The sequence below is a fragment of the Bradyrhizobium sp. ISRA430 genome (genome assembly GCF_029909975.1).
GTDB lineage: Bacteria > Pseudomonadota > Alphaproteobacteria > Rhizobiales > Xanthobacteraceae > Bradyrhizobium.
The window spans coordinates 2294857-2319779 of sequence record NZ_CP094516.1; the positions used below are offsets into that span (position 1 = coordinate 2294857).

The window sequence follows — 24923 nt, forward strand, 5'->3', positions numbered from 1 at the left end:
GAATCCAGTAATCGCCGACCATCCTTGATGGCGAACACTGAGCCCGACTGAACTTGCAGCGAATACTGGATGCCCGCCTTCGCGGGCATGACGGCAACAGATTGGAAAAGGAGCAGACACGATGACAAAGGCGCTCACGGGCGTACGCATTCTCGACTTCACCCACGTCCAGTCCGGACCAACCTGCACGCAGTTGCTGGCATGGTTCGGCGCGGACGTGATCAAGGTGGAGCGGCCGGGCGTCGGCGACATCACCCGCGGCCAGCTACAGGACATCCCGAACGTGGACAGCCTGTATTTCACCATGCTCAACCACAACAAGCGCTCGATCACGCTCGACACCAAGAACCCCAAGGGCAAGGAAGTCCTGACCGAGCTGATCAAGAAATGCGACGTGCTGGTCGAGAACTTCGGCCCCGGCGTGCTCGATCGCATGGGCTTCCCCTGGGAGAGGATTCAAGCGATCAACCCGAAGATGATCGTCGCTTCGATCAAGGGTTTCGGCCCCGGGCCGTACGAGGACTGCAAGGTCTATGAGAACGTCGCGCAGTGCACCGGCGGCGCCGCCTCGACCACCGGCTTCCGCGACGGCCTGCCGCTCGTCACCGGCGCGCAGATCGGCGATAGCGGCACCGGCCTGCATCTTGCGCTCGGCATCGTCACCGCGCTCTACCACCGCACCCATTCGGGCAAGGGCCAGCGCGTCACGGCTGCGATGCAGGACGGCGTGCTCAACCTCGCCCGCGTCAAGCTGCGCGACCAGCAGCGTCTCGCCCACGGCCCGCTTAAGGAATACAGCCAGTTCGGCGAAGGCATTCCGTTCGGCGACGCCGTGCCGCGCGCCGGCAACGACTCGGGTGGCGGTCAGCCCGGCCGTATTCTCAAGTGCAAGGGCTGGGAGACCGATCCCAACGCCTACATCTACTTCATCACCCAGGCCCCGGTCTGGGAGAAGATCTGCGACGTGATCGGCGAGCCGACTTGGAAGACCGATCCGAACTACGCCAAGCCGGCCGCGCGCCTGCCGCGGCTCAACGAAATCTTCGCCCGCATCGAACAGTGGACGATGACCAAGACCAAGTTCGAGGCGATGGAAATCCTCAACAAGGACGACATCCCCTGCGGCCCGATCCTGTCGATGAAGGAGATCGCGGAGGACCAGTCGCTGCGCAAGACCGGCACCGTGGTCGAGGTCGATCACCCCACCCGCGGCAAGTATCTCTCGGTCGGCAACCCGATCAAGCTGTCGGATAGCCCAAGCGACGTGCAGCGCTCCCCGCTGCTCGGCGAGCACACCGACGAGATCCTGCGCCAGGTGCTGGGCTTCTCGGATCACCAGGTCGCCGAGATCCACAAGTCCGGCGCGCTCGATCCGCCGCAGAAGCAGGCCGCCGAGTAAGCGGAAGCACTTCCGAGACGAAAGGGCCGCCTGTTCAGGCGGCCCTTTTTGCATGGGGAATCATCCGGCAAGCGGGTCGGATGGCGTGCCCGACATAGGCACAACAAGCGGCGAAGCAGACGCGCGCCCTCTCCCGCTCGCGGGCTCCCACCAAAATTTGAAAAACAACCCCATGCAAAGTAGCTGTCAAGTGCCGGCGCCACCGTTTTCGATTTTACGAAGCCCTTTGACACGTCGGGCAAAACAGTGGCACCAAGCTATCATGGCGCAATTCGGAAGACGTCCCCCGGGGCGCTAAGATCACGAGGGCCGAGTCGCATCTTGCGGCGGCAAGGCCTTGATGCTCATCTTCGGCGATCCTCTGGTTTTCGCTGGCACTGCTGCCGTCGAGTTGCAGAAGAGCATTGAGGTCAGCATGTCATTGTTGGGCGAGGCAGCCGTCGCGATGTGGTGGAGCGTTGGCGCCGAGCAACGCTCGGAGTTCGGCGACTGGCATTCGCATGAGCATTTTCCGGAGCGGATGAGCATTCCCGGCTTCCGGCGCGGATCGCGGTGGACCAGCACGGAGGACGCCGAGGGCTTCTTCGTGCTCTACGAGCTGGCGCAGTACGAAACCCTCACATCGCGCGGATATCTCGACCGGCTCAACGCGCCGACGCCCTGGTCGACCAAGATGATGCCGCATCATCTCGGCATGGTCCGCAGCCAGTGCCGGGTCGCGGCGAGTTTTGGTGGCGGCATCGCAACCTTGCTCGCCACCATCAGGCTGTCGCCGGATACCGGACGCGAGGCGGACCTTCAGGCCGCACTCGCGGAGACGCTCCGCGCACTCGCACCGCAACCGGGATTGACCGGCGCCCACCTGCTCTTGACCGACACCCCCAGCACGAGCGCGCCCACAACCGAGCAGCAGATCCGGGGCGCCGACGGCGCGGCCGACTGGATCGCCCTGCTGTCCGGCTACGATTCCGCGGTGGTCGAGAGCGTGTTGACCAACCAGCTTTCGCCGGCAGTGCTTGGCGCTGCGGGCGCGCGGGACAACCCGACGATCGGCCGCTACAGGCTTGCGTTCACGATGACGCCGCAGGATGTGACGGCGATTTAGCCGCTCCGGCCACAGCATCGGCAACGGCGCTCCACACAAAAGCCAACAAGAAAATCCGCGATGTCGTGTCGGACCGGCAACGTCTCGTTCGTCCTCGGGGCATGAATGGGCGATCATCGTCAACGCCGCGCCCATCAATGAAAGGATGAACGAGCATGCCCAGCACCGTACGCCTGCACCGCGTCTTGGCGACCAGCCCGGAGAAAGTCTATCGCGCCTTCCTCGAGGCGGACGCGCTGGCGAAATGGCTTCCGCCCAATGGCTTTGCCTGCACGGTCCATCACCTCGAGCCCAGGGTCGGCGGCACCTTCAGAATGTCGTTCCGGAACTTCACGACGGGCAACAGCCACGCGTTTGGCGGCGAATATGTCGAGCTCGTTCCGGGTGAACGGCTGCGCTATACCGACAAATTCGAGGACCCCAATCTGCCCGGCGAAATTCAGGTGACCGTGACGCTGAAGAAAGTCTCTGTCGGCACCGAGCTGGACGTTACGCAGGCGGGCATCCCGGACGTCATCCCGCCCGAGGCTTGCTATCTCGGCTGGCAGGAGTCGCTGCGGAATCTCGCAAGGCTCGTCGAGCCCGAGATCAAGCAGTAACAAGAGCGCCGGATCAGCGGGCCATGCAGCCGCTTCAAAGAGCTCGGTGTCGTCCCCGCCCAGGCGGGGACCCATAACCCCGGGCAATCGTTGTGGCGCGGGATATGGGCCACCGATCTTCGCCAAACACGATCCTGGGGTTATGGGTCCCGGGCTCGCGCTATGCGCGCCCCGGGACGACGATGTTCTCTATCAAATGCGGAAGCCCTGCTCTGCTTGGCATCCGTCGGCAGCCCGCCTGACCGTGGGCTACGCGCCCGCCCTCGCCTTGAGTCCACCGGCCGCGGTCCAGCGGTCCGGGTCGGGACTGTGTCCGATCAGGGCGAGGCCGTAGGCGATCGACTCGAACTGGTCTCCCGACATCAGCCGTTCGTTGCCGAACCGGTCGGCGAACAGCCGCCGGACGGCGGGCACGAAGGAGGTCCCGCCGGTCAAAAACACCTTTTCCACCTCGCGCGCGGTGATGCCGGCCTCGCCCAGCACCTTGTCGATGGTGGCCCCTAGCCGGGCGATATCGTCGGCGATCCAGGCTTCGAAGTTTTTCCGCGTGATGGCTGCGCCAATCTCGACCCCGCCGCCCTTGAAGCGGAAGTCCACCTGATCCCGGGCCGACAGCGCGACCTTGGCATCGGACACTGCGCGGTACAGCGAAAAGCCGAGGTCGAGGTCGACGATGGTGATGAAGTCGTGGAGCGGAGCCGGCTTCAGCGCGGTGCGTGCAAGCTCCCGCAGTTCGCGCAACTCGCCGCTGCTCTTCATCATCGCGAGTTGATGCCAGCGCGCGAGGTTCGTGTAGTAGCTGTTGGGGAGCGGCAGCACCTTGTCGAAGGAGCGGAAGCTCGAGCCTTTTCCCAGCCGCGGCGAGACGACGTGGTCGACGATGCGATAGTCGAACGTGTCGCCCGCGATGCCGATGCCGGCATGGCCGAGCGGCTCGGCGCGCAAGCTGCCGCCTGCGCGCGAGAAACGCATCACCGAGAAATCGCTGGTGCCGCCGCCGAAATCGGCAACCAAGACGGTGGCATCGCGCTCCAGCCGGCGGGCGAACGAGAACGCGGCGCCCACGGGCTCATAGACATAGCGCGCGTGGCCGGCGCCCAGGCGTTCGAATGCGGCCCGATAGCGCTGCATCGCCAGCGCCTCGTCGGGATTGCCACCGGCGAAACGCACGGGGCGGCCGACCACGATGTTTGCCGCATCGAAGCCGAACCTGTCTCCACCATGGCGCGCCAGCGTTCGCAGAAACGCCGCGAGAATGTCCTCGAAGCGGTAGCGCTGCCGGAACACCTGGGTGGAATTGAAGCTGCTACTTGCAGCGAAGGTCTTGAACGACTGGAGGAAGCGGTAGACGTGGCGTCCTTCGAGAAACTGCTCGATCGCCCACGGGCCGCCTTCGGCCAGGGCTCCACTTCCCGGCCGGTCCTCCCAGAAGCACAGGGCCGACACGTAGACGCTGTGCCGTTGTCCGCCATGATCGAAGCGAATGGCTTCGACCCGGCGGTCGTCCGACGCGAGCGCGACGACCGTATTGCTGGTCCCAAAATCAATGCCGATCGAGACGGCGGACGAGGCGCTCGACATGAACCACTCTGACAGATGCTTGGAAAAAGGGGGCAGACCACTAGCGGCTTTGGATTGCCCTGCCAAGACCCCGGTCCAGTGTGGCCCCGTCGGAATTCGCCGCCGCGGTGGCGCCGGGTCCGCCTCAGGCGGAACAGTGCGCCCCACCTCCACGTCTTGCTGCGACCGGGGAAGGCATTCACCTCGCGGCTTTCTCGTAATTTTAAACCCGGAATGGCCCCTTTAACGGACCATTATGCTGCAATGCGGTAGATCGCATGCTGCTATGCAATGGCGTGCATGGACTCTGGCATCTGGTATACATAGATTGCCCTTCGAAATGAGACAGCAATACCGACCGTCTCGAGAAAGGGAACTCCGATGTCCAAGACCGCTTCCGTTGCGCTCCAGCCTACCTCTTCGCTGCTCGCCCGCCTGATCGCCACCTTCGATCGCCTCCTGATGGCCAGCGCCGAGATCTCCAACCGCAACGGCGACCAGCCCCGCTTCGGCCTGTAAGCATTCGCCTTTCCCGCATTGCGATAAGGCGGCGCGGGTTTCAAAACCGTCGATATGCTACTTTTGATGAATGGCCCCGCACGACGGGGCCATCTCTATTTGTGCTGTCCCGAGTCACAACCGCAGCCGGGAAGGCCTGCGGCATTTGCGCACGGTGACCGGACCGGCGCTTGAACCCTTGGCATAATGAATACAAGAATGCCGTCCCAGCGCTCGCAAGAAATTAGAGGCGCCTCGGGAGGTTTTATGACGGACATGGTGCAGGCAACGGCCCCCACGGCCGGACGCGTAAGCGACACCTATCGCTGGGCTCAGTTGGCAATCGGCGTCGCGGCGATGGTGATGATCGCCAACTATCAATACGGCTGGACGTTCTTCGTCCCCGACATCCAGAAAACTTTCGGTTGGGATCGTGCCTCGATCCAGTGGGCCTTCACGCTGTTCGTTCTGTTCGAGACCTGGCTCGTGCCGGTCGAAGGATGGTTCGTCGACAAATACGGCCCGCGCATCGTCGTGCTGGTCGGCGGCGTGCTCTGCGCGCTCGGCTGGGTGATCAACGCCAAGGCCACCTCGCTCAACGGCTACTATCTCGGCATGATCATCGCGGGCATCGGCGCCGGCGGCGTCTATGGCACCTGCGTCGGCAACGCGCTGAAATGGTTTCCCGACAAGCGCGGTCTTGCCGCCGGCATCACGGCCGCGGGCTTCGGTGCGGGCTCCGCACTCACCGTTGCGCCGATCCAGGCCATGATCAAGGATAGCGGCTTCCAGTCCACCTTCCTGTTTTTCGGTCTCGGCCAGGGCATCATCGTCTGCATCCTCGCCTTCTTCCTGATTGCGCCAAAGGCAGGACAAACGCCGGCCGCCGTGCAGAACGCTACGCTGCAGCAGACCCGGCGCAACTACCAGCCGACCGAAGTGCTGCGTCAGCCGATCTTCTGGCTGATGTACTTCATGTTCGTGATCGTCGGCGCCGGCGGCTTGATGGTGACGGCGAACCTGAAGCCGATCGCGGTCGACTGGAAGGTCGACGCCGTTCCGGTCACGCTGATCGGCATGACCATGACGGCGGTGACGTTCGCGGCGACGATCGACCGCGTGCTCAACGGCCTGACGCGTCCGTTCTTCGGCTGGATCTCCGACATGATCGGTCGCGAGAATACGATGTTTCTCGCCTTCGGCATGGAGGGTATCGGCATCTACGCGCTGTATTTGCTCGGGCACGATCCAGTATGGTTCGTGATCCTTTCGGGCTTCGTGTTCTTCGCCTGGGGTGAGATCTACTCGCTGTTCCCCTCGACCTGCACCGACACGTTCGGCGCGAAGTTCGCCACGACCAATGCCGGCCTGCTCTACACCGCAAAAGGCACCGCCGCGCTACTGGTGCCGATCGCGAACCTGATGCAGCAGACCTCGGGCCATTGGGACAACGTGTTCATCATCGCGGCTGGCGCCAACATCCTGGCTTCGCTGCTCGCGATCCTGGTGCTGAAACCCTGGCGCAAGACGGTGGTCGCGCGATCGACCGTCTGATACGCCTTCAAAGAAGCTTCGCTCGACGCGCCCGGCCCTTGTGGCCGGGCGTTTTCGTTTTGGCCGAAGATCATCCAATTCCGCAAAACCGAAGGGAACCGCGCATTTTCCTGCCCCCTGGAGCAAGTTAGGACTTGCATTCTGGGATATGGTATACCAAGGTGCGCGCCGCGCTTGCGACGATAAGCCACAACATTTGCGACATCAGGTCATCTTGGCAACCTGGTTCGCCACCAGACAGGCGCATTGGGAGGTTGTTGATGATTTCCAGCACCGAGGGCGCTGTCACCGCCGCGCCCCTTCGTACCGGCTTCCGTTGGCTCCAGCTCGTCATGGGCATCGTCTGCATGGCGATGATCGCCAACCTGCAATATGGCTGGACGCTGTTCGTCGATCCGATCGACGCGGCCCACCATTGGGGACGCGCTGCGATCCAGCTCGCCTTCACCATCTTCGTCGTCACCGAGACCTGGCTCGTACCGGTCGAGGCGTGGTTCGTCGACAAGTACGGCCCGCGCATCGTCATCATGTTTGGCGGCGTGATGATCGCGCTCTCATGGATTCTCAATTCCTACGCCAACAGCCTCACCCTGCTCTACGCGGCCGCGATCATCGGCGGCGTGGGCGCCGGCGCGGTGTACGGCACCTGTGTCGGCAACGCGCTGAAGTGGTTTCCGGACCGCCGCGGCCTTGCAGCCGGCGCGACCGCCGCGGGCTTTGGCGCAGGCGCTGCGATCACCGTGGTGCCGATCGCGACCATGATCGCATCGAGCGGCTATCAGAACGCGTTCTTCACCTTCGGCATCGGCCAGGGCCTGATCGTCTTCGTGCTCGCCTTCTTCATCCAGCCGCCGCGCATCGCGATCCCGCCGAAGAAGAAGCAGCTCAACCTGCCGCAGACCAAGATCGACTTCACCCCGCCGCAGGTGCTGCGCAGCCCTATTTTCTGGGTGATGTATCTCGTCTTCGTCATGGTCGCCTCCGGTGGCCTGATGACCGCGGCGCAGATCGCCCCGATCGCGCACGACTTCAAGATCGCCAATACGCCGGTGACGCTCGCCGGCTTCCAGATGGCGGCGCTGACCTTCGCGATCTCGCTCGACCGCATCTTCGACGGCTTCGGCCGCCCGTTCTTCGGCTTTGTCTCCGACACGATCGGCCGCGAGCACACCATGTTCATCGCGTTCGGCACGGCTGCCTTGATGCTGCTGACGCTGTCGGCCTACGGTCACATTCCGGTGGTGTTCGTGCTGGCGACCGCGGTTTACTTCGGCGTGTTCGGCGAGATCTACTCGCTATTCCCGGCAACCTGCGGCGACACCTTTGGCTCGAAGTTCGCCACCACCAACAACGGCATGCTCTACACCGCGAAGGGCACCGCGTCGCTGCTGGTGCCGCTGGCGAGCGTGATCTCGGCGACCTACGGCTGGAAGGCCGTGTTCGTGGTCGCGGTGGCGCTGAACGCCACGGCCGCGCTGATGGCACTGTTCGTGATCAAGCCGCTGCGCCGCTCCTTCATCCTCGGCAAGGAAGCCGAGAGCGCCGATACCGCGACGAGCACCGCAAAGACCGAGACGGCGTAGCGACCACACGCCTTTTGCATCGGTCGGAAAGGGGCGCTGCACGGCGCCCCTTTTCTTTTGCCCCGCGCTCGCGCGCGAAAACGTCAATATTGCTGCCGCAAGATTTTTCGGATCAACCAAATCCAGCGCTTGACGCTTGGCATAATGTATACCAGAATTTCACCCATACATTCACCCAGGGAGGTTGCAATGCTGGTCGGAGACATTCTGCGCAAGAAGACGTCGCGCGTTGTGACGGTGCGGATGAACGAGACGGTGGGTATCGCCGCCAAGCTGATGCGCGCCAACAACATCAGCGCGCTGGTGGTCAAGGACGTCGTCCGCTCGGAAGGCAACACCGCGGTCGGCATGTTCACCGAGCGTGACGTGGTGCGCGCCATCGCCGAGCACGGCGCGAACGGTGTCAACATCAAGGTCTCGCAGCTCGTCTCGGTGCAGCAGCTCGTCTCCTGCACATCGAGCGACACGATCGAGCACGTCCGTCACCTGATGAACCGGCACCACATCCGCCACCTGCCGGTGATCGACGATTACAGCCTCGTCTCGGTCATCAGCATGCGCGACATTGCGGCCGCCGTCGACGAAGCCGCCAACTCTACGCCGCAAGCGGCCTAGAGCCGCCGCACCATTCCCCTGTGACTTCCGGCCCCGGCTCGGATCTGTCCGAGCCGGACCGGGCCTTGTCGTGCCCAGAAAACCCGTTCCTGCTCCCCTCGCGAGGATTTCATGAAGATCTGCATCTACGGCGCCGGCGCGATCGGCGGATATCTCGGTGTTCAGCTCGCGCGCGCAGGCGCCGACGTCAGCCTGGTCGCGCGCGGTGCCCATCTCGCCGCGATGCGCGAACGCGGTCTCACGCTGCTCGCCGGCGGCGAGGAACATGTCGTGCATCCCCGCTGCACCGACAACGCCGCCGAGCTCGGCGTGCAGGACTACGTCATCATCACGCTGAAGGCACATTCGATCACCGGCGTGATCGAGAAGATGCAGCCGCTGCTCGGACCGCACACCCGCATCATCACCGCGGTCAACGGCATCCCCTATTGGTACTTCTACAAGCACGGCGGGCAATACGAGAACTCGACGCTGGAGAGCATCGACGCCGGCGGCCGGCAGTGGCGCGAGCTCGGACCCGAACGCGCCATCGGCTGCATCGTCTATCCCGCGACCGAGATCGAGGCGCCCGGTGTGATCCGCCACGTCTACGGCAACAATTTTCCGCTCGGCGAGCCCTCCGGCGAGATCACGTCGGACGTGCAGCGCCTCGCCGATCTCTTCGTCGAAGCCGGCATGAAAGCGCCCGTTCTCGACAACATCCGCGACGAGATCTGGCTAAAGCTCTGGGGCAACGTCTGCTTCAACCCGATCAGCGCGCTCACCCACGCAACCCTCGACGTGATCTGCACCGATCCCGCCACCCGCGCGCTGTCGCGCGCGATCATGCTGGAGGCGCAGACCATCGCCGAGACCTTTGGCGTCAAATTCCGCGTCGACGTCGAGCGCCGCATCGAGGGCGCCCGCAAGGTCGGCGCGCACAAGACCTCGATGCTGCAGGACCTCGAGCGCGGCCGCCCGATGGAGATCGACCCGCTCGTGACCGTGGTCCAGGAGATGGGCCGCCTGACCGGCATCGCCACGCCCGCGCTCGACTCGGTGCTGGCAATGGTCACCCAGCGCGCCCGCATCGCAGGCCTCTATGACGGCGTCTCCGCGCCGACCGATCCTCGCGCGCTGGCGGTGGCGTGATGGCTGGCGCGGTGACCAAATGGCTGCGCTTCCGCCATGGCGGCGCGACCGGCTTCGGCACGCTGACGCCATCAGGCATCAGCGTGCATGACGGCGAGATGTTCGGCCGCAATGCGCCGAACGGCAAGACGCTGGCGCTGACCGAGGTCGAGCTGTTCGCTCCTTGCGCGCCCAGCAAGATCGTCGCGCTGTGGAATAATTTTCATGCGCTCGCGGCCAAGCTCAACCAGCCCGAGCCGCCGGAGCCGCTCTATCTCTTGAAGGCCACCACCAGTGTCGCCGCGCCCGGCGCGGTGATCCGCCGTCCCTCCTATTACGACGGCAAGACGACCTATGAGGGCGAGCTCGGCATCGTCGTCGGCAAGACCTGCGCGCGCGTCTCCCCGGCCGAGGCCGGCGCCTTCATCTTCGGCTACACCTGCGTCAACGACATCACCGCCAACGACATCCTGACCCGCGATCCCACCTTCGCCCAATGGGCGCGCGCCAAGGGCATCGACGATTACGGCCCGTTCGGCCCGGTGATCGCGACCGGCCTCGATCCAGCAAAGCTCGTGGTGCGCACCATCCTCAACGGCGCGGAGCGGCAGAACTATCCGATATCGGACATGATCTTCAGCGCGCAGGAGCTGGTCAGCAAGATCTCGCACGACATGACGCTGCTGCCCGGCGACCTCATCGCCGTCGGCACGTCCGTTGGCGTCGGCGTGATGAAGGAGCCGGTGAATACGGTGACGGTCGCGATCGAGGGTATCGGCGAGCTGACCAACGAGTTTCGGCTGTAGCCGCGACGGCGGAGAATTCTACCGTCATTATCGCGCCCTCTCCTCCTCGTCATGGCCGGGCTTGTCCCGGGCATGACGTGCTTACGACGGGCCGTCAAAAAGGACGGCGCAGCAAGGACTGAACCATCCTGCATGCTGCGCAGAAGCCACACCTCCCGCTCGCCGGACATATGCCGCCAACATGTCCCGCGGGCGCCGCACTGTGGACGCATTCCGACGCCCATCTGTGTGGCGTGTCTGGGGGGCACGGCAGGTCATGCCCGTGCTTGGACTAACCTTCAGGGGAGTCACTGTGAAGAAGATTGTATTTGTCGTGGGCGCAACGCTTGCCCTGGTGACGGTCGCGAACGCCGCGGATTTGCCGCGTCGGCAGCCCGTGCCCGTCTATCCGCAGCAGGGGCCGGCTCCGATCGGCAAGATGCCGATTGGCAAGAGCCCGGTTGGCAAAGCCCCGATCGGCAAGGCGCCCGGCCCGGTCGCGGCGCGCTACTGACGCGCCGGCATTGCAGCGCTCAATCTGAGTGAACGGCCGACAGTCGAGGGGCAGAGCGTGACGAACAAGTCTTATCGACCGGGATCCTGCCTGATCGCGGGGTTGGCCCTCGCGGCCATGATCTCGTGCACGATGCCATCGGTTTCGGCCCACGAAGCGAACAAGCGCATCGCCGATGCGAATGCGCTTGTCTCGAACGACCCCGGATCGCAGCCGGCACCGCAATCGACGAGACGCTCTGTCGCGCGAGCGGAGAAAGGCCCCTACTACGTCGATTTCCGTGCCCGTACGGCCGCGAGCTGGGGCCACGCCTTCGTCTGGTACGGCAAGACCAGCGAGCGCGCCGTCGAGGTCGCGGGCCTCACGCCGGCCGGCGACACGTTCGCCTACGTGCTCGGCCACCTCACCTGGGTGCCCTCCGAGACCGGCGCGAGCTATGGCGATCTCGATCCGGAGTATTTGACCGCGAGCTATCGCGTCTACCTGAACGAAGCCGACGCCAAGCGCGTGTTTGCCTATATCAAGCACTTGCAGGCCACGTCGCCGGTCTGGAATGCCGAGACCACCAACTGTACCGGCTTCATCGGCGACATCGCGGAGTTCATGGGATTGAAGGTCCCCTACCGCTGGCAGCGCCCGGAAAACTTCGTCAACCGCCTCAAGGAAATGAACGGCGGCCGCCAGATCGTGCGCCTGTCGGCGGAGCAGTAGCTTTCGACGCGCAGCCCGGATCGAGCGCAGCGAAATCCGGGACCGGCATCGCCCGCTGCACGCGCACCCCGGATTACGCTTCGCTCCATCCGGGCTACGCATCGCAAAAGTCTTTCCGCCTCCCAATCACCTCTCGCTGTCATTGCCCGCGCAGGCGGGCAATCCAGTATTCCAGAGGCAGCGCAAGGATAGGGAGAAGCCGCGGCGTACTGGATACCCCGCCTTCGCGGGGTATGACGACGGAGTGTGGGAAAACGTTTTGCCCATCGTCGCGCAAACACCTGCCCGACCGACACCAATGCCCGCCCCACGGAATCACCCTCACCCCTCGCATGATCGCCCTGCCCGCACCGCACGGCGCGGCAATAGACTTTTGCCGACCCGGGCGGCATCCTGCCGCGGACATCAACCGATAGAAGAGCCTGCGACATGCGCGGGCGGGGGGAACAGATCATGTTGCAGACACGGTTCACCAAGCTCGTCGGCGTCGAGCACCCGATCGTCCAGGGCGGCATGCAATGGGTCGGACGCGCGGAGCTGGTTGCGGCCGTCGCCAACGCCGGCGCGCTCGGCTTCATCACCGCGCTGACGCAACCGACGCCAGAGGATCTGACCAAGGAGATCGCGCGCTGCCGCGACCTCACCGACAAGCCGTTCGGCGTCAATCTCACCATCCTGCCCGCGATCAAGCCACCGCCCTACGCCGAATACCGTGCCGCCATCATCGAGAGCGGCATCAAGGTGGTCGAGACCGCCGGCAACAAGCCACAGGAGCATGTCGACGAGTTCAAGAAGCACGGCGTCAAGGTGGTGCACAAATGCACCAGCGTCCGCCACGCGCTCTCGGCCGAGCGCATGGGTGTCGATGCGATCTCGATCGACGGGTTCGAATGCGCCGGTCACCCCGGCGAGGACGACACGCCCGGCCTGATCCTGATTCCGGCCGCCGCCAACAAGATCAAGATCCCGATGATCGCCTCCGGCGGGTTTGCCGATGCGCGCGGCCTCGTCGCGGCGCTGGCGCTGGGAGCCGACGGCATCAACATGGGTACCCGCTTCATGGCGACGAAGGAAAGCCCTATCCACCAGCTCATCAAGGAGAAGATCGTCGCCAATGATGAGCGCGAGACCGAGCTGATCTTCCGCACCATGCGCAATACCTCGCGCGTCGCCAGGAATGCGGTCTCCACCAAGGTCGTCGCGATGGAGAAGGAAGGCGCCAAGTTCGAGGACATCCGCGAGCTCGTCGCAGGCGCCCGTGGCAAGATGGTCTATGCCACCGGCAATTCCGACGAGGGCATCTGGTCGGCCGGCCAGGTTCAGGGCCTGATCCAGGACATCCCGACCTGCGCCGAGCTGGTCTCCCGCATCGTGCGCGAGGCGGAGACCATCATCAGGAACAGGCTGGAAGGCATGATCGTTAGCAAACAACTTGAAGCAGCAGAGTAGGTCCCTGCAACAATCGGAGCGACGCTGGCCCCGGCGCCGAAGGTGCTCTCCCTCTCCCCGTCCTTACGGCGAGAGGGTCGGGGTGAGGGGCTATCTCCGCGATACCGGTAAGAGTGAGATTCGCGGAAGCTCCCCCTCACCCGGATCGCATCTTCCGATGCGATCCGGCTCTCCCCGCACGCAGCGAGAGGCGAAGTGGCACCGCCGTCGCTTAAACAGGTTTATCAAGCGAGAAAGAGCAATACATGAAGGCTTACGTCTACGGCCCTGATGGCGCTAGGATTTCCGACGTCGCTCAACCTACACCTAAAGGTTCACAGGTGCTGGTTCGCGTCCGCGCCTGCGGGCTGAACCGCGCCGACACCGGCATGCGCAAAGGCCATGCCCATGGCGCTGCCGGCGGCGTCGGCACCGTGCTCGGCATGGAATGGGCTGGCGAAGTCGCTGCGCTCGGCCCGGACGCCAAGGGCGTCAAGATCGGTGACCGCATCATGGGCTCCGGCGCCGCGGCCTTCGCCGAATACACGCTTGCCGATCACGGCCGCCTGTTCCGCGCGCCCTCCAACATGAATTTTGAGGAAGCCGCCAGCCTCCCCGTCGCGCTCGCGACCATGCACAACGCCGTCGTCACGGTCGGCGGCGTGCAGCCCGGGCAAGCCGTGCTGATCCAGGGCGCAAGCTCCGGCGTCGGCCTGATGGCGATGCAGATCGCCAAGCTCAAGGGCGCAAAACTCGTGATCGGTTCGTCGACGGACGCCTATCGCCGCGGCCGGCTGACCGACTACGGCGCGGATCTGGCGATCGACTCCTCCGACCCCGGCTGGGTCGACCAGGTGCTGAAGGCGACGAACGGCGAAGGCGTCGATCTCATTGTCGACCAGGTCTCGGGCAAGGTCGCCAACCAGAACCTCGCCGCGACCAAGGTCAAGGGTCGCATCGTCAATGTCGGCCGGCTCGGCGGCACGCATGCCGACTTCAATTTCGACCTGCACGCGGCCCGCCGCATCAACTACATCGGCGTCACCTTCCGCACCCGCACCATCGAGGAGATTCGCGAGATCTTTGACGAGGTCAGGAAGGACATCTGGGGCGCAGTCGAGTCGCGCAAGCTGCAGCTTCCGATCGACAAGGTGTTTGCGTTCGACGACATCGACAGCGCATTCGAGCACATGGAAGCCAACAAGCATCTGGGGAAGATCGTCGTGACGGTGTGAGCTATGGCCGGGCAAAAGCGCGAAGCGCGTCTTCGCCAAAATGACCCGGCCATCCACGCTGCTGCCGCGCGTGCATGCGGCCAGACGTGGATGCCCGGGACGAGCCCGGGCATGACGGAGTTGGTGGCACTGCTCCCTTGCTCAACTCGGAAGATTTCGCAGCCGACCCGCTCCTGCAACTCACTTGCGACTAGACTTGTGCGCGGCGGCTTGATGTTCGCCTGCGGGCTGCTAAATCCCCGCCATGACCTCCCAGCACAGCAAAACATCGGTCGCAGCGATCTCGATCTTCGCCAGCGGCGGCATGGCGGCGGCCAAGTTCGTGGTCGGGCTCGCTATCGGCTCGCTCGCATTGATCTCGGAAGCCCTGCACTCCTCGATCGACCTGGTCGCGACCATCATCACTTGGGCCGTGGTGCGGGTATCCGACAAGCCCGCGGACGAGGAGCACCATTACGGCCACGGCAAGCTGGAAAGCGTCTCCGCGCTCGGCGTTACCGCCCTGCTCTACGTGCTCGCCGGCGGCATTCTGGTCGAGGCCTATAGCCGCCTGCACGAGGGAACCCCGCCGCCGACCATTTCGGCTGTCCCCTTCGTCGTGCTGGTGATCGACATCGTCGTCAATCTGTGGCGCGCCCGCGCGCTCCACCGTGCGGCGCGGGAGACCCGCAGCCAGGCGCTGGCCGCCGACGCGCTGCATTTCGCTTCCGACGTCATGGGCTCCCTTGCCGTCATTGTCGGCCTGGTCCTCGCCGCCTTCGGCTTCTGGTGGGGCGACGCCGCGGCGGCGGCCGCCGTGGCCGTGATGATCGCGGCGCTCGGCCTGCGCATGGCCGGCTCGACAGTGCAGACGCTGGTCGATCGCGCGCCGGAGGGCGCGCAGGAAAAGGCCACGGCCGCGATCCGCAGCGTCCCCGGCGTGATCGACGTCGAGCGGTTGCGGGTGCGCATGGTCGGGGCGACCACGTTCATCGACACCATCGCCAAGGTACCGCGAACCTATCCGATCGACCGCGTCGAGGACATCAAGCGCAATGCGCAGGCTGCCGTCGGCAAGGCGTTCGGCGATGCCGACCTCACCTTCACGGCAGTCCCCGTCGCGCGCAACAACGAGACCGTGCGCGACCGCATCATGGTGATCGCGCGCAATTCAGGCCTCGCCATCCACCACGTCACGGTGCACGACCTCGGCGCCAAGCTGATCGTCGGCATCGACCTCGAGGTCTACGGCGAGATGCAGCTCGTGGCCGCCCATGACATCGCCAACACGCTGGAGCGCAACATCAAGGAGGAATTCGGCGAGGACGTCGAGGTCGACGTCCATATCGAGCCGCTGGACCCGGAACTGCCGTTCGGCGTCGACGCACCGCCGGAGCGGGTGCAGACGATCGCAGCCGCGCTCGCCGACTATGCGCGCGGCGGAGAGATCCACGACGTGCACAATGTCCGTGTCCGCAACACCGATGCCGGCGAGATCGTCAACTTCCACTGCCGCGCGGCGCCGTCGATGAGCGTGATCAAGGTGCACGAGCAGGTCGACGCGATCGAGCGCGCGCTACGCCGCAACTTCCCGAGCGTGAAGCGCGTGATCAGTCACGCCGAACCGCCGCGCTCATGACGCGACACGCGCAGAGGAGTCACACGTTCTCGTTTCGGACTCGCAGCGCACGCAAGATTGCGTACGCTCGGCGCGCAAACTCTCCATTGGATAAGAATTATTTCGCGTTAACGATTCGTTGACTCTCGACAGGCCGCGAAAACTGGATTCAAATCGCTGTGATTCGGAAGGGTTGTGGGGCTGCTTCCGGACAGTGTTGCAAGCAGGTTTTCAGGGGGCCGAAGGCATGGCGCGCGCAGACGCCGCGAACGCGTGTGCTCAATCCGATTCGATCAAGGGATTGGCGCAGTCGATCGCGAAACCTGCCTACCACCGGCTGCTGATCGCCGAGCCGGCGCTGCGACGCGCCGTGCCCACGCTCATCATCGCCTTCCTCATCACCATCTGCCTTGGCGCCTTCGTGCAAGTCGTCGACCAGACGCGCCAGAAGCGGCAGGTGATGCGACGCGACATCTCCGCGCTGGCCGACCTGCTCGCCGAGCGCATCGACCGCCTCACCTCGTCGCGCATTGAGCGGCTGAAGAACATCGAGAGCCTGCCGACGCTGCTGCCCGATCTGATCCCGTCGTGGGGGACGGCCTCGGGCCGCCACATCATCGTCACCTCGGCCGGCGTCGACCGCCGCATCCTCGCCCGCATTCCCGTCGACACCGACCCGGCCGGCAATGACCGCCTGCTCGATGCGATCACCACGGCGCAGTTGGTGGCGACGCCACCGCGCGACACCAACGTCTCAGAGATGATTCTGCCGAACGGCAACGCCGCGATGACGACGTCGCGGCCGATCCGGTCGCTGCCCGGCACGGTCACCGTGATTCAGGAGCGCAACGAGCCGATCTGGGGCTCCGACGCGGCGCTCTCGGTGACGCTGTCGGCGACCACAGGCTTCGTCGTCCTGATCCTCGGTTTCGCCTTCCACTGGCAGTCGACGCGCGCCCGCGAGGGCGACTTGATCAACGACGCCGTGCGTGGCCGGATCGACACCGCGCTCAACCGCGGCCGCTGCGGCCTGTGGGACTGGGATCTGTCGCGCGGCCGAATCTTCTGGTCGCAGTCGATGTTCTCGATGCTCGGCCTTGACGGCCGCAACGAGCTCCTCACTTTCGGCGAGGTCAATGCGCTGGTGAAGTCCGACGACATCGACCTGTTCGCGATCGCCGACCAGCTCATCTCTGAGAAGATCGACCACATCGACCGGACCTTCCGCATGCAGCACGTCGACGGCCACTGGATCTGGCTGCGCGTCCGCTGCGAAAAGGTGCGCGGGGCGACCGACTCCAGCGTGCACCTGATCGGGATCGCGGTCGACATCACCGAGCAGAAGAGCCTCGCCGAGAAGACCGTCGAAGCCGACCTGCGCCTGCGCGACGCGATCGAGACGATTCCCGAGGCCTTCGTGCTGTGGGACGCCAGCGACCGCCTCGTGCTCTGCAACTCGCACTTCCAGCGCCTGCACAAGCTGCCCGACACCGCCGTGATCCCCGGCACCTCCTACGAGACCGTGCTCGAGGTCGGCCGCATGCCGGAGGTGCGCACCCGCCACAACGAGACAGCAAGCAAGAGCCCGGGCGCGCGCACCTTCGAGGCGCAGCTCGACGACGGAAGCTGGCTGCACATCAGCGAGCGCCGCACCAAGGACGGCGGCTACGTTTCGGTCGGCACCGACATCACCCGCATCAAGGAACACGAGCAGAAGCTCGTCGACAATGATCTGCGCCTGCGCGCCACCGTGATCGACCTGAAGCGTTCGCAGGCGGCGCTGGAGCGCCAGGCGATCGAGCTCGCCGACCTCGCCGAGAAATATCAGCGGGAGAAGACCCGCGCCGAGGAAGCCAACCAGACCAAGTCGAAATTCCTCGCCAATATGAGCCACGAGCTGCGCACGCCGCTGAACGCGATCATCGGCTTCTCCGAGATCATGGGCAGCGGCATGTTCGGCGAGCTCGGCTCCGAGAAGTACCAGGAGTACTGCCAGGATATCCTGACCAGTGGCCACTATCTGCTCGAGGTCATCAACGACATCCTCGACATGTCCAAGATCGAGGCCGGCCGCATGAAGCTCGACATGGAGGATCTCGACCTGTCGCGGACGCTCGCGGAATCCTTAAGGGTCGTCTCGGGCCGGGCCGAGGACAAGAACCTGACGCTCGATGCCGACATCGCGAAATCGATCTCGGTCGTCGCCGACCGCCGCGCCACCAAGCAGATCATCGTCAACCTGCTGTCCAACGCGGTGAAATTCACGCCCGACGGCGGCCGCATCGTCGTGCGCAGCCGCCAGCTCGACGACAGGATCGTGCTGATGATCGCCGACACCGGCATCGGGATCGCGCCGCACTCGCTGGCGCGGTTGGGACGCCCGTTCGAACAGGTCGAAAGTCAGCTCACCAAGACCTATCACGGCTCGGGACTTGGGCTTGCGATCGCGCGCTCGCTGGCACAGCTCCACGGCGGCTCGATGCGGCTGCGATCGAAGATCGACGTCGGCACCGTCGTGCGGGTGACCCTGCCCCGCGACGCCAAGCTGACCGCCCGGATTTCGGCGGCGGCGTGAGGCGCCACTAATTTAGACCTGAAGCCCAGGCGCCACCTCGCGCGCGACGTTGACCAACGCCGCGATCAGCGGCGTCATCGGGTCGCGCTGCGGGATCACCATGCCGATGCTGTAATTGACGTCGGGATCGACGATCGGGATCGAGCGGACGGTATCGGAAAGGCCGAGAGTCTCGGCCAGCTTGGCCGGCATCACGCTCGCCCAGCGTCCGGTCTTGACGTGGGTGAACAGCACGAGCAGCGAATTCGAGGTCAGCGTCGGCGTCGCCTCAGCGCCGACCGAGCGCAGCGCACGGTCGATGATCCGGCGGTTCTGCATGTCGGGCGTCAGTAGGCAGAGCGGCACTTGCCCGACCTCTTTCCAGGTTACCGTCTCGCGGTCGCCGAACATCGCATCCGGCGCGGTCAGGAGACGATAGCTCTCGTTGTAGAGCGGGATGGTGCGCACCCTGCCGATCGGTTCGTTCTCGATATAGGTCAGCCCCGCATCGACCTCGAGATTTTCGAGCAACCCCAGCACTTCGGATGACGTGGTGGACTGGATGCGGAAGCGCACGTCGGGATGCCTGGCGCGGAACGGCGTCGTCAGTGCGGCGACCATGCCGAGCACCGTCGGGATCGCCGCGATGCGTATCTCGCCGGAGAGCTTGTCCTTCAGCGAGTTGATCTCCTGGCGCATCGCGCGCGCATCGCCGACGATCCGCCGCGCCCAATCCAACGCGCGCTCGCCTTCGGGCGTGAAGCCCTGGAAGCGGGAGCCGCGCTGGACCAGCATCACGCCCAGGATCTCCTCAAGCTGCTTCAGCCCGGTCGACATTGTCGGCTGGGTGACACCGCAGGCCTCCGCAGCCCGTCCGAAGTGCCGCTCCTTGGCGAGCGCCAGCAGCAGTTCAAGCTTATCGATCAACCGTCCGTCCCCTTGTCCGTCCCGTTGGGTTTGCGCGTGGCATGCAAGCTAGCACGCCCGGCCTGCACCAACACGCAAAAACCGCCAGCGGATACGAGTTTCATTAGCGTTCCGTATCGACCAATTGCACCCGCCAATCGATCCGAATTCCCGATCGCAGCATGAGACAGCTTTATTGATCTTCGAATGATTCCAAATACTCATGGGGCGTCGGACACCGAGTTGAGAATGAAGAATGACAACGGTCTACGAACCTTGGGACGAAACGCGCGGCGCTGAGATCATCGCCGAACACGCTCAGCAGGAGGGCGCTACGCTGGTCATCCTCCATGCCCTTCAGGAGGCGTTCGGCTACGTGCCGGAGGCGGCGATTCCGATGGTGGCGCAAGCGCTCAACCTGTCGCGCGCCGAGGTGCATGGCGTCTTCACCTTCTATCATGATTTCCGCCACAAGCCGGCCGGCCGTCACGTGCTCAAACTCTGCCGCGCGGAAGCGTGTCAGGCGGCGGGCGGCGATGCGCTGGCTGCGCGCGCCGAGGCGAAGCTCGGCGTGTCGCTCGGCAACACCACGGCGGACGACCGCGTTACGTTGGAGCCGATCTACTGCCTCGGACTGTGCGCGACCGCGCCATCCGCGATGCTCGACGGCCGCCTCGTTGGCCGCCTCGACGAAAAGCGCCTCGACGCGCTGGTCGCGGAGGCACAGCGATGAAAATGCGTCTCTTCGTCTCACGCGATGCCGGTGCGGTCGCCGTTGGCGCCGACGAAGTCGCGCTGACGCTGGAACAGGCTGCGGCCAAGCGCGGCCTTGCTGTCGAGATCATCCGGACCGGCTCGCGCGGCCTGTACTGGCTCGAGCCGATGGTCGAGGTCGCGACCCCGCAGGGCCGGATCGCCTTCGGGCCTGTGACCGATGCCGATGTGCCCTCGCTGCTCGATGCGCTCGCCAACAACACGCCGCATCTGCTGCGGATCGGTGCGACTGACGAGATCCCGTGGCTGAAGCGTCAGACTCGCCTCACCTTCGCCCGCTGCGGCGTGATCGACCCGCGCTCGCTTCACGACTATCGCGCTCATGGCGGCTACAAGGGCCTGGAGCGTGCGCTGTCGCTCGGCTCGGATGCGATCCTCACCGAGGTCACCGCGTCCGGCTTGCGCGGCCGCGGCGGCGCAGGCTTTCCGACCGGCATCAAGTGGAAGACGGTCGCGCAGGCGAAAGCCGATCGCAAGTTCATCGTCTGCAACGCCGACGAAGGCGACAGCGGCACCTTCGCCGACCGCATGATCATGGAAGGCGATCCCTTCCTGGTGATCGAGGGCATGACCATCGCCGCACTCACTGTCGGCGCGACCAAGGGCTACATCTACATCCGCAGCGAATACCCGCACGCGGTCGAAGCGATGAACGCGGCCATCATTGCCGCCAAGCGCGGCGGCTATCTCGGCGCCAATATCGGTGGCTCCACGCAAAGCTTCGATCTCGAGGTGCGAGTCGGCGCCGGCGCCTACGTCTGTGGCGAAGAGACCTCGCTGCTGGAGAGCCTCGAAGGCCGCCGCGGCATCGTGCGCGCAAAGCCGCCGCTGCCGGCGCATCACGGCCTGTTCGGCAAGCCGACGGTGATCAACAACGTTCTGTCGTTCGCCGCCGTCCCCTTCATCCTCGCCGAAGGCGCCAAGGCCTATGCCGACTTCGGCATGGGCCGCTCGCGCGGCACGATGCCGATCCAGCTCGCGGGCAACATCCGCTATGGCGGGCTGTTCGAGACGGCGTTCGGCGTGACGCTCGGCGAGCTCGTCGACGACATCGGCGGTGGCACGTTCACGGGCCGCCCGGTTCGCGCCGTGCAGGTCGGCGGCCCGCTCGGCGCCTATTTCCCGCGCGCGCTGTTCGACACACCGTTCGACTACGAAGCCTTCGCCGCCCGTGACGGCCTGATCGGCCATGGCGGCATCGTCGTGTTCGACGACAGTGTCGACATGCGCAAGCAGGCGCGCTTCGCCATGGAGTTCTGCGCCGTCGAGTCCTGCGGTAAATGCACGCCGTGCCGGATCGGCTCGACCCGCGGCGTCGAGACCATCGAGAAGATCATGCGCGGCGAGCGCGTGATCGAAAACCTCGCGCTGGTCGAAGACCTTTGCAACACCATGAAATTCGGCTCGCTCTGTGCACTCGGCGGCTTCACGCCCTACCCCGTGCTCAGCGCAATGAAGCATTTCCGGGAGGATTTCGCCCCGGCGCCGACCACGCTTCAGGCCGCGGAATAGGAGAACGACAATGTCTCTGATCGAAGAAATCGACTTCGGCACGCCGCGCTCGAAATCGGAAACGATGGTGACGCTGACCATCGACGGCAAGGAGATCTCGGTGCCCGAGGGGACCTCGATCATGCGCGCGGCCATGGAAGCCGGTCATCAGATTCCGAAACTGTGCGCGACCGACATGGTAGATGCGTTCGGGTCCTGCCGCCTGTGCCTCGTCGAGATCGAGGGCCGCGCCGGCACGCCGGCGTCCTGTACCACGCCGGTGATGCCCGGTCTCGTCGTGCACACCCAGACCGAGCGGCTGAAGAAGCTGCGCAAGGGCGTGATGGAGCTCTACATCTCCGACCATCCGCTCGACTGCCTCACCTGCGGCGCCAATGGCGACTGCGAATTGCAGGACATGGCCGGCGCCGTCGGCCCGCGCGATGTGCGCTACGGCTATGAGGGCGAGAACCACGTCTTCGCTAAGTCCAACGGCGACGTGAATCCCGCCTGGATGCCGAAGGACGAGTCCAATCCGTACTTCACCTACGATCCCTCCAAATGCATCGTCTGCTCGCGCTGCGTCCGCGCCTGCGAGGAGGTGCAAGGAACCTTCGCGCTGACGATCTCGGGCCGCGGCTTCGACAGCCGCGTCTCGCCCGGCATGAGCGAGAGTTTCCTGGGCTCCGAATGCGTTTCCTGCGGCGCCTGCGTGCAGGCCTGCCCGACCGCGACGCTGACGGAAAAGTCCGTGATCGACATCGGCCAGCCCGAGCATTCGGTCGTGACCACCTGCGCCTATTGCGGCGTCGGCTGCGCCTTCAAGGCCGAGATGCGCGGCGAGGAAGTCGTGCGCATGGTGCCCTACAAGGACGGCAAGGCCAATCGCGGCCATTCCTGCGTCAAGGGCCGCTTCGCCTGGGGTTACACCAACCACAGGGAGCGCATCCTCAAGCCGATGATCCGCGAGCGGATCGAGGACCCCTGGCGCGAGGTGTCGTGGGACGAAGCGTTCTCGTTTGCCGCGGCCAAGATGCGCGGCATCCAGAAGACATACGGCCGCGACGCCATCGGCGGCATCACCTCGTCCCGTTGCACCAATGAAGAAACCTATCTGGTGCAGAAGCTGATCCGCGCAGGCTTCGGCAACAACAACGTCGATACCTGCGCCCGCGTCTGTCACTCGCCGACCGGCTACGGTCTTGCCACCACATTCGGCACCTCCGCCGGCACGCAGGATTTCGACTCGGTCGAGGACACCGACGTCGTCGTCATCATCGGCGCCAACCCGGCCTCGGCCCACCCCGTCTTCGCCTCGCGTCTGAAGAAGCGGCTGCGCCAGGGCGCGAAGCTGATCGTGATCGATCCGCGCCGCACCGAGATGGTGGAATCGCCGCATGTGAAGGCGCTGCATCTGCCCTTGATGCCCGGCACCAACGTCGCGGTGATGACCGCTCTCGCGCATGTCATCGTCACCGAGGGCCTCGTCAACGAAGCCTTCGTGCGCGAGCGCTGCGACTGGAGCGAGTTCGAGGAGTGGGCCGCGTTCGTTGCCCAGCCGAACAACAGCCCGGAGGCGACCGCGATCCTGACCGGCGTCGATCCCAAGGCGCTGCGTGAAGCGGCGCGCACCTACGCCACCGGCGGCAATGGTGCGATCTATTACGGCCTCGGCGTCACCGAGCACAGCCAGGGCTCGACCACCGTGATCGCGATCGCCAACCTCGCGATGGCGACTGGCAATATCGGCCGCCCCGGCGTCGGCGTGAACCCGCTGCGCGGCCAGAACAACGTGCAGGGCTCCTGCGACATGGGCTCGTTCCCGCACGAGCTGCCCGGCTATCGCCATATCGCAGGCGATGCCGTGCGCGAACAGTTCGAGGCGCTGTGGAACGTCAAGCTCAACCCGGAACCGGGCCTGCGCATCCCCAACATGTTCGACGCTGCGGTCGAAGGCACCTTCATGGGCCTCTACGTGCAGGGCGAGGACATCCTGCAGTCCGATCCGAACACCTCGCACGTTGTGGCGGCACTATCGGCGATGGAATGCGTGATCGTCCACGACCTCTTCCTGAACGAGACCGCGAACTACGCCCACGTCTTTCTGCCCGGCTCGAGCTTCCTCGAGAAGGACGGCACCTTCACCAACGCCGAGCGTCGCATCCAGCGCGTGCGCAAGGTGGTGACGCCGAAGAACGGCATGGCCGATTGGGAGGTCACCATCGGCCTTGCCAAGGCCATGGGCTTCGAGATGAACTACAATCACCCCTCCGAGATCATGGACGAGATTGCGGCGCTGACACCGACCTTCGCAGGCGTCTCCTACGCCAAGCTCGAGGAGCTCGGCTCGGTGCAGTGGCCCTGCAACGAGACGGCGCCGGCGGGCACGCCGGTGATGCATATCGACGGCTTCGTCCGCGGCAAGGGCAAGTTCGTCGTCACCGAATATGTCGCGACCGACGAGCGCACCGGTCCGCGCTATCCGCTGCTGCTGACCACGGGCCGTATCCTCAGCCAGTACAATGTCGGCGCGCAGACGCGGCGCACCGAGAACTTGGTCTGGCACAGCGAAGACCGGCTGGAGATCCATCCGCACGATGCCGAGCAGCGCGGCGTGCGCGATGGCGACTGGGTGCGGCTGAAGAGCCGCGCCGGCGAAACCACGCTGCGCGCCGAGATCACCGACCGCGTCGCACCGGGCGTCGTCTACACCACCTTCCATCACCCGGACACGCAGGCCAACGTGATCACGACCGACTATTCGGACTGGGCGACCAACTGCCCCGAGTACAAGGTCACGGCGGTGCAGGTATCGCCGTCGAACGGCCCGTCCGACTGGCAGAAGGCATATGATGCGCAGGCACGGCATTCGCGCCGCATCGCGCCGGCCGAGGCTGCGGAGTAG

Annotated in this window: 20 protein-coding genes; 18 read left to right on the forward strand and 2 right to left on the reverse strand. The window is 64.9% G+C overall.

The annotated features are described in order from the left end of the window. The first annotated feature begins 121 nt into the window (after window positions 1-121). The 3 genes from frc (at window position 122) to MTX21_RS11395 (ending at window position 3103) form a co-directional block, all read left to right on the forward strand. Window positions 122-1399, forward strand: coding sequence for a formyl-CoA transferase (frc, locus tag MTX21_RS11385; protein ID WP_280964899.1), 1278 nt, complete (start codon window positions 122-124; stop codon window positions 1397-1399). 415 nt (window positions 1400-1814) lie between these two features. After that, window positions 1815-2504: a hypothetical protein gene (locus MTX21_RS11390; protein ID WP_280964900.1), complete on the forward strand. Its 690-nt coding sequence runs from the start codon at window positions 1815-1817 to the stop codon at window positions 2502-2504. A gap of 155 nt (window positions 2505-2659) precedes the next feature. Then, window positions 2660-3103: an SRPBCC family protein gene (locus tag MTX21_RS11395; protein ID WP_280964901.1), complete on the forward strand. Its 444-nt coding sequence runs from the start codon at window positions 2660-2662 to the stop codon at window positions 3101-3103. Window positions 3104-3352: 249 nt separating this feature from the next. On the opposite strand, the gene MTX21_RS11400 is transcribed toward MTX21_RS11395, so the two are convergent. Further along, complete coding sequence (locus MTX21_RS11400) at window positions 3353-4684, reverse strand: Hsp70 family protein (protein WP_280971025.1); 1332 nt, start codon at window positions 4682-4684, stop codon at window positions 3353-3355. A gap of 360 nt (window positions 4685-5044) precedes the next feature. On the opposite strand from MTX21_RS11400, the gene MTX21_RS11405 reads away from it, so the two are divergent. The 12 genes from MTX21_RS11405 (at window position 5045) to MTX21_RS11460 (ending at window position 18868) form a co-directional block, all read left to right on the forward strand. Further along, window positions 5045-5182, forward strand: a complete 138-nt coding sequence (locus MTX21_RS11405) for a hypothetical protein (protein ID WP_280964902.1) — start codon at window positions 5045-5047, stop codon at window positions 5180-5182. Between the two features lie 246 nt (window positions 5183-5428). Beyond that, on the forward strand, window positions 5429-6715 hold the full coding sequence (gene oxlT, locus MTX21_RS11410) for an oxalate/formate MFS antiporter (protein ID WP_280964903.1): 1287 nt from the start codon (window positions 5429-5431) through the stop codon (window positions 6713-6715). A gap of 260 nt (window positions 6716-6975) precedes the next feature. Beyond that, entirely contained in the window at window positions 6976-8298 is a 1323-nt protein-coding gene (oxlT, locus tag MTX21_RS11415; protein WP_280964904.1) for an oxalate/formate MFS antiporter, read from the forward strand. A 189-nt stretch (window positions 8299-8487) separates the two neighbouring features. Further along, the gene (locus tag MTX21_RS11420) at window positions 8488-8913 is read left to right on the forward strand and encodes a CBS domain-containing protein (RefSeq protein WP_280964905.1); all 426 of its coding nucleotides are present in this window, start codon (window positions 8488-8490) and stop codon (window positions 8911-8913) included. A 111-nt stretch (window positions 8914-9024) separates the two neighbouring features. Further along, a complete protein-coding gene (locus tag MTX21_RS11425; protein WP_280964906.1) occupies window positions 9025-10044 on the forward strand; it encodes a 2-dehydropantoate 2-reductase in 1020 nt (339 codons plus the stop codon). Further along, window positions 10044-10829, forward strand: coding sequence for a fumarylacetoacetate hydrolase family protein (locus tag MTX21_RS11430; RefSeq protein WP_280964907.1), 786 nt, complete (start codon window positions 10044-10046; stop codon window positions 10827-10829). The genes MTX21_RS11425 and MTX21_RS11430 overlap by 1 nt, the downstream gene beginning before the upstream one ends. Window positions 10830-11085: 256 nt before the next feature. Next, window positions 11086-11322, forward strand: a complete 237-nt coding sequence (locus MTX21_RS11435; protein WP_280964908.1) for a hypothetical protein — start codon at window positions 11086-11088, stop codon at window positions 11320-11322. Window positions 11323-11379: 57 nt separating this feature from the next. Next, the gene (locus MTX21_RS11440; RefSeq protein WP_280964909.1) at window positions 11380-12033 is read left to right on the forward strand and encodes a hypothetical protein; all 654 of its coding nucleotides are present in this window, start codon (window positions 11380-11382) and stop codon (window positions 12031-12033) included. A 453-nt stretch (window positions 12034-12486) separates the two neighbouring features. Continuing rightward, on the forward strand, window positions 12487-13482 hold the full coding sequence (locus MTX21_RS11445) for a nitronate monooxygenase family protein (protein ID WP_280964910.1): 996 nt from the start codon (window positions 12487-12489) through the stop codon (window positions 13480-13482). Window positions 13483-13727: 245 nt separating this feature from the next. After that, window positions 13728-14696 carry a zinc-binding dehydrogenase gene (locus tag MTX21_RS11450; RefSeq protein ID WP_280964911.1) on the forward strand — a complete coding sequence of 323 codons (969 nt, stop codon included), beginning with the start codon at window positions 13728-13730 and terminating at the stop codon, window positions 14694-14696. Window positions 14697-14940: 244 nt separating this feature from the next. After that, window positions 14941-16314: a cation-efflux pump gene (locus tag MTX21_RS11455; protein ID WP_280964912.1), complete on the forward strand. Its 1374-nt coding sequence runs from the start codon at window positions 14941-14943 to the stop codon at window positions 16312-16314. A 226-nt stretch (window positions 16315-16540) separates the two neighbouring features. Further along, window positions 16541-18868, forward strand: coding sequence for an ATP-binding protein (locus MTX21_RS11460; RefSeq protein ID WP_280964913.1), 2328 nt, complete (start codon window positions 16541-16543; stop codon window positions 18866-18868). Between the two features lie 12 nt (window positions 18869-18880). On the opposite strand, the gene MTX21_RS11465 is transcribed toward MTX21_RS11460, so the two are convergent. Then, window positions 18881-19774: a LysR family transcriptional regulator gene (locus tag MTX21_RS11465; protein ID WP_280964914.1), complete on the reverse strand. Its 894-nt coding sequence runs from the start codon at window positions 19772-19774 to the stop codon at window positions 18881-18883. 235 nt (window positions 19775-20009) lie between these two features. Here MTX21_RS11465 and MTX21_RS11470 point away from each other — a divergent pair, with 235 nt between their 5' ends. The 3 genes from MTX21_RS11470 to fdhF are packed head-to-tail and all read left to right on the forward strand — an operon-like array spanning window position 20010 to window position 24923. Then, window positions 20010-20486: a formate dehydrogenase subunit gamma gene (locus MTX21_RS11470; RefSeq protein ID WP_280964915.1), complete on the forward strand. Its 477-nt coding sequence runs from the start codon at window positions 20010-20012 to the stop codon at window positions 20484-20486. Further along, complete coding sequence (locus MTX21_RS11475; protein ID WP_280964916.1) at window positions 20483-22039, forward strand: NADH-quinone oxidoreductase subunit NuoF; 1557 nt, start codon at window positions 20483-20485, stop codon at window positions 22037-22039. The genes MTX21_RS11470 and MTX21_RS11475 overlap by 4 nt, the downstream gene beginning before the upstream one ends. Window positions 22040-22049: 10 nt before the next feature. Continuing rightward, window positions 22050-24923: a formate dehydrogenase subunit alpha gene (gene fdhF / locus MTX21_RS11480; RefSeq protein ID WP_280964917.1), complete on the forward strand. Its 2874-nt coding sequence runs from the start codon at window positions 22050-22052 to the stop codon at window positions 24921-24923.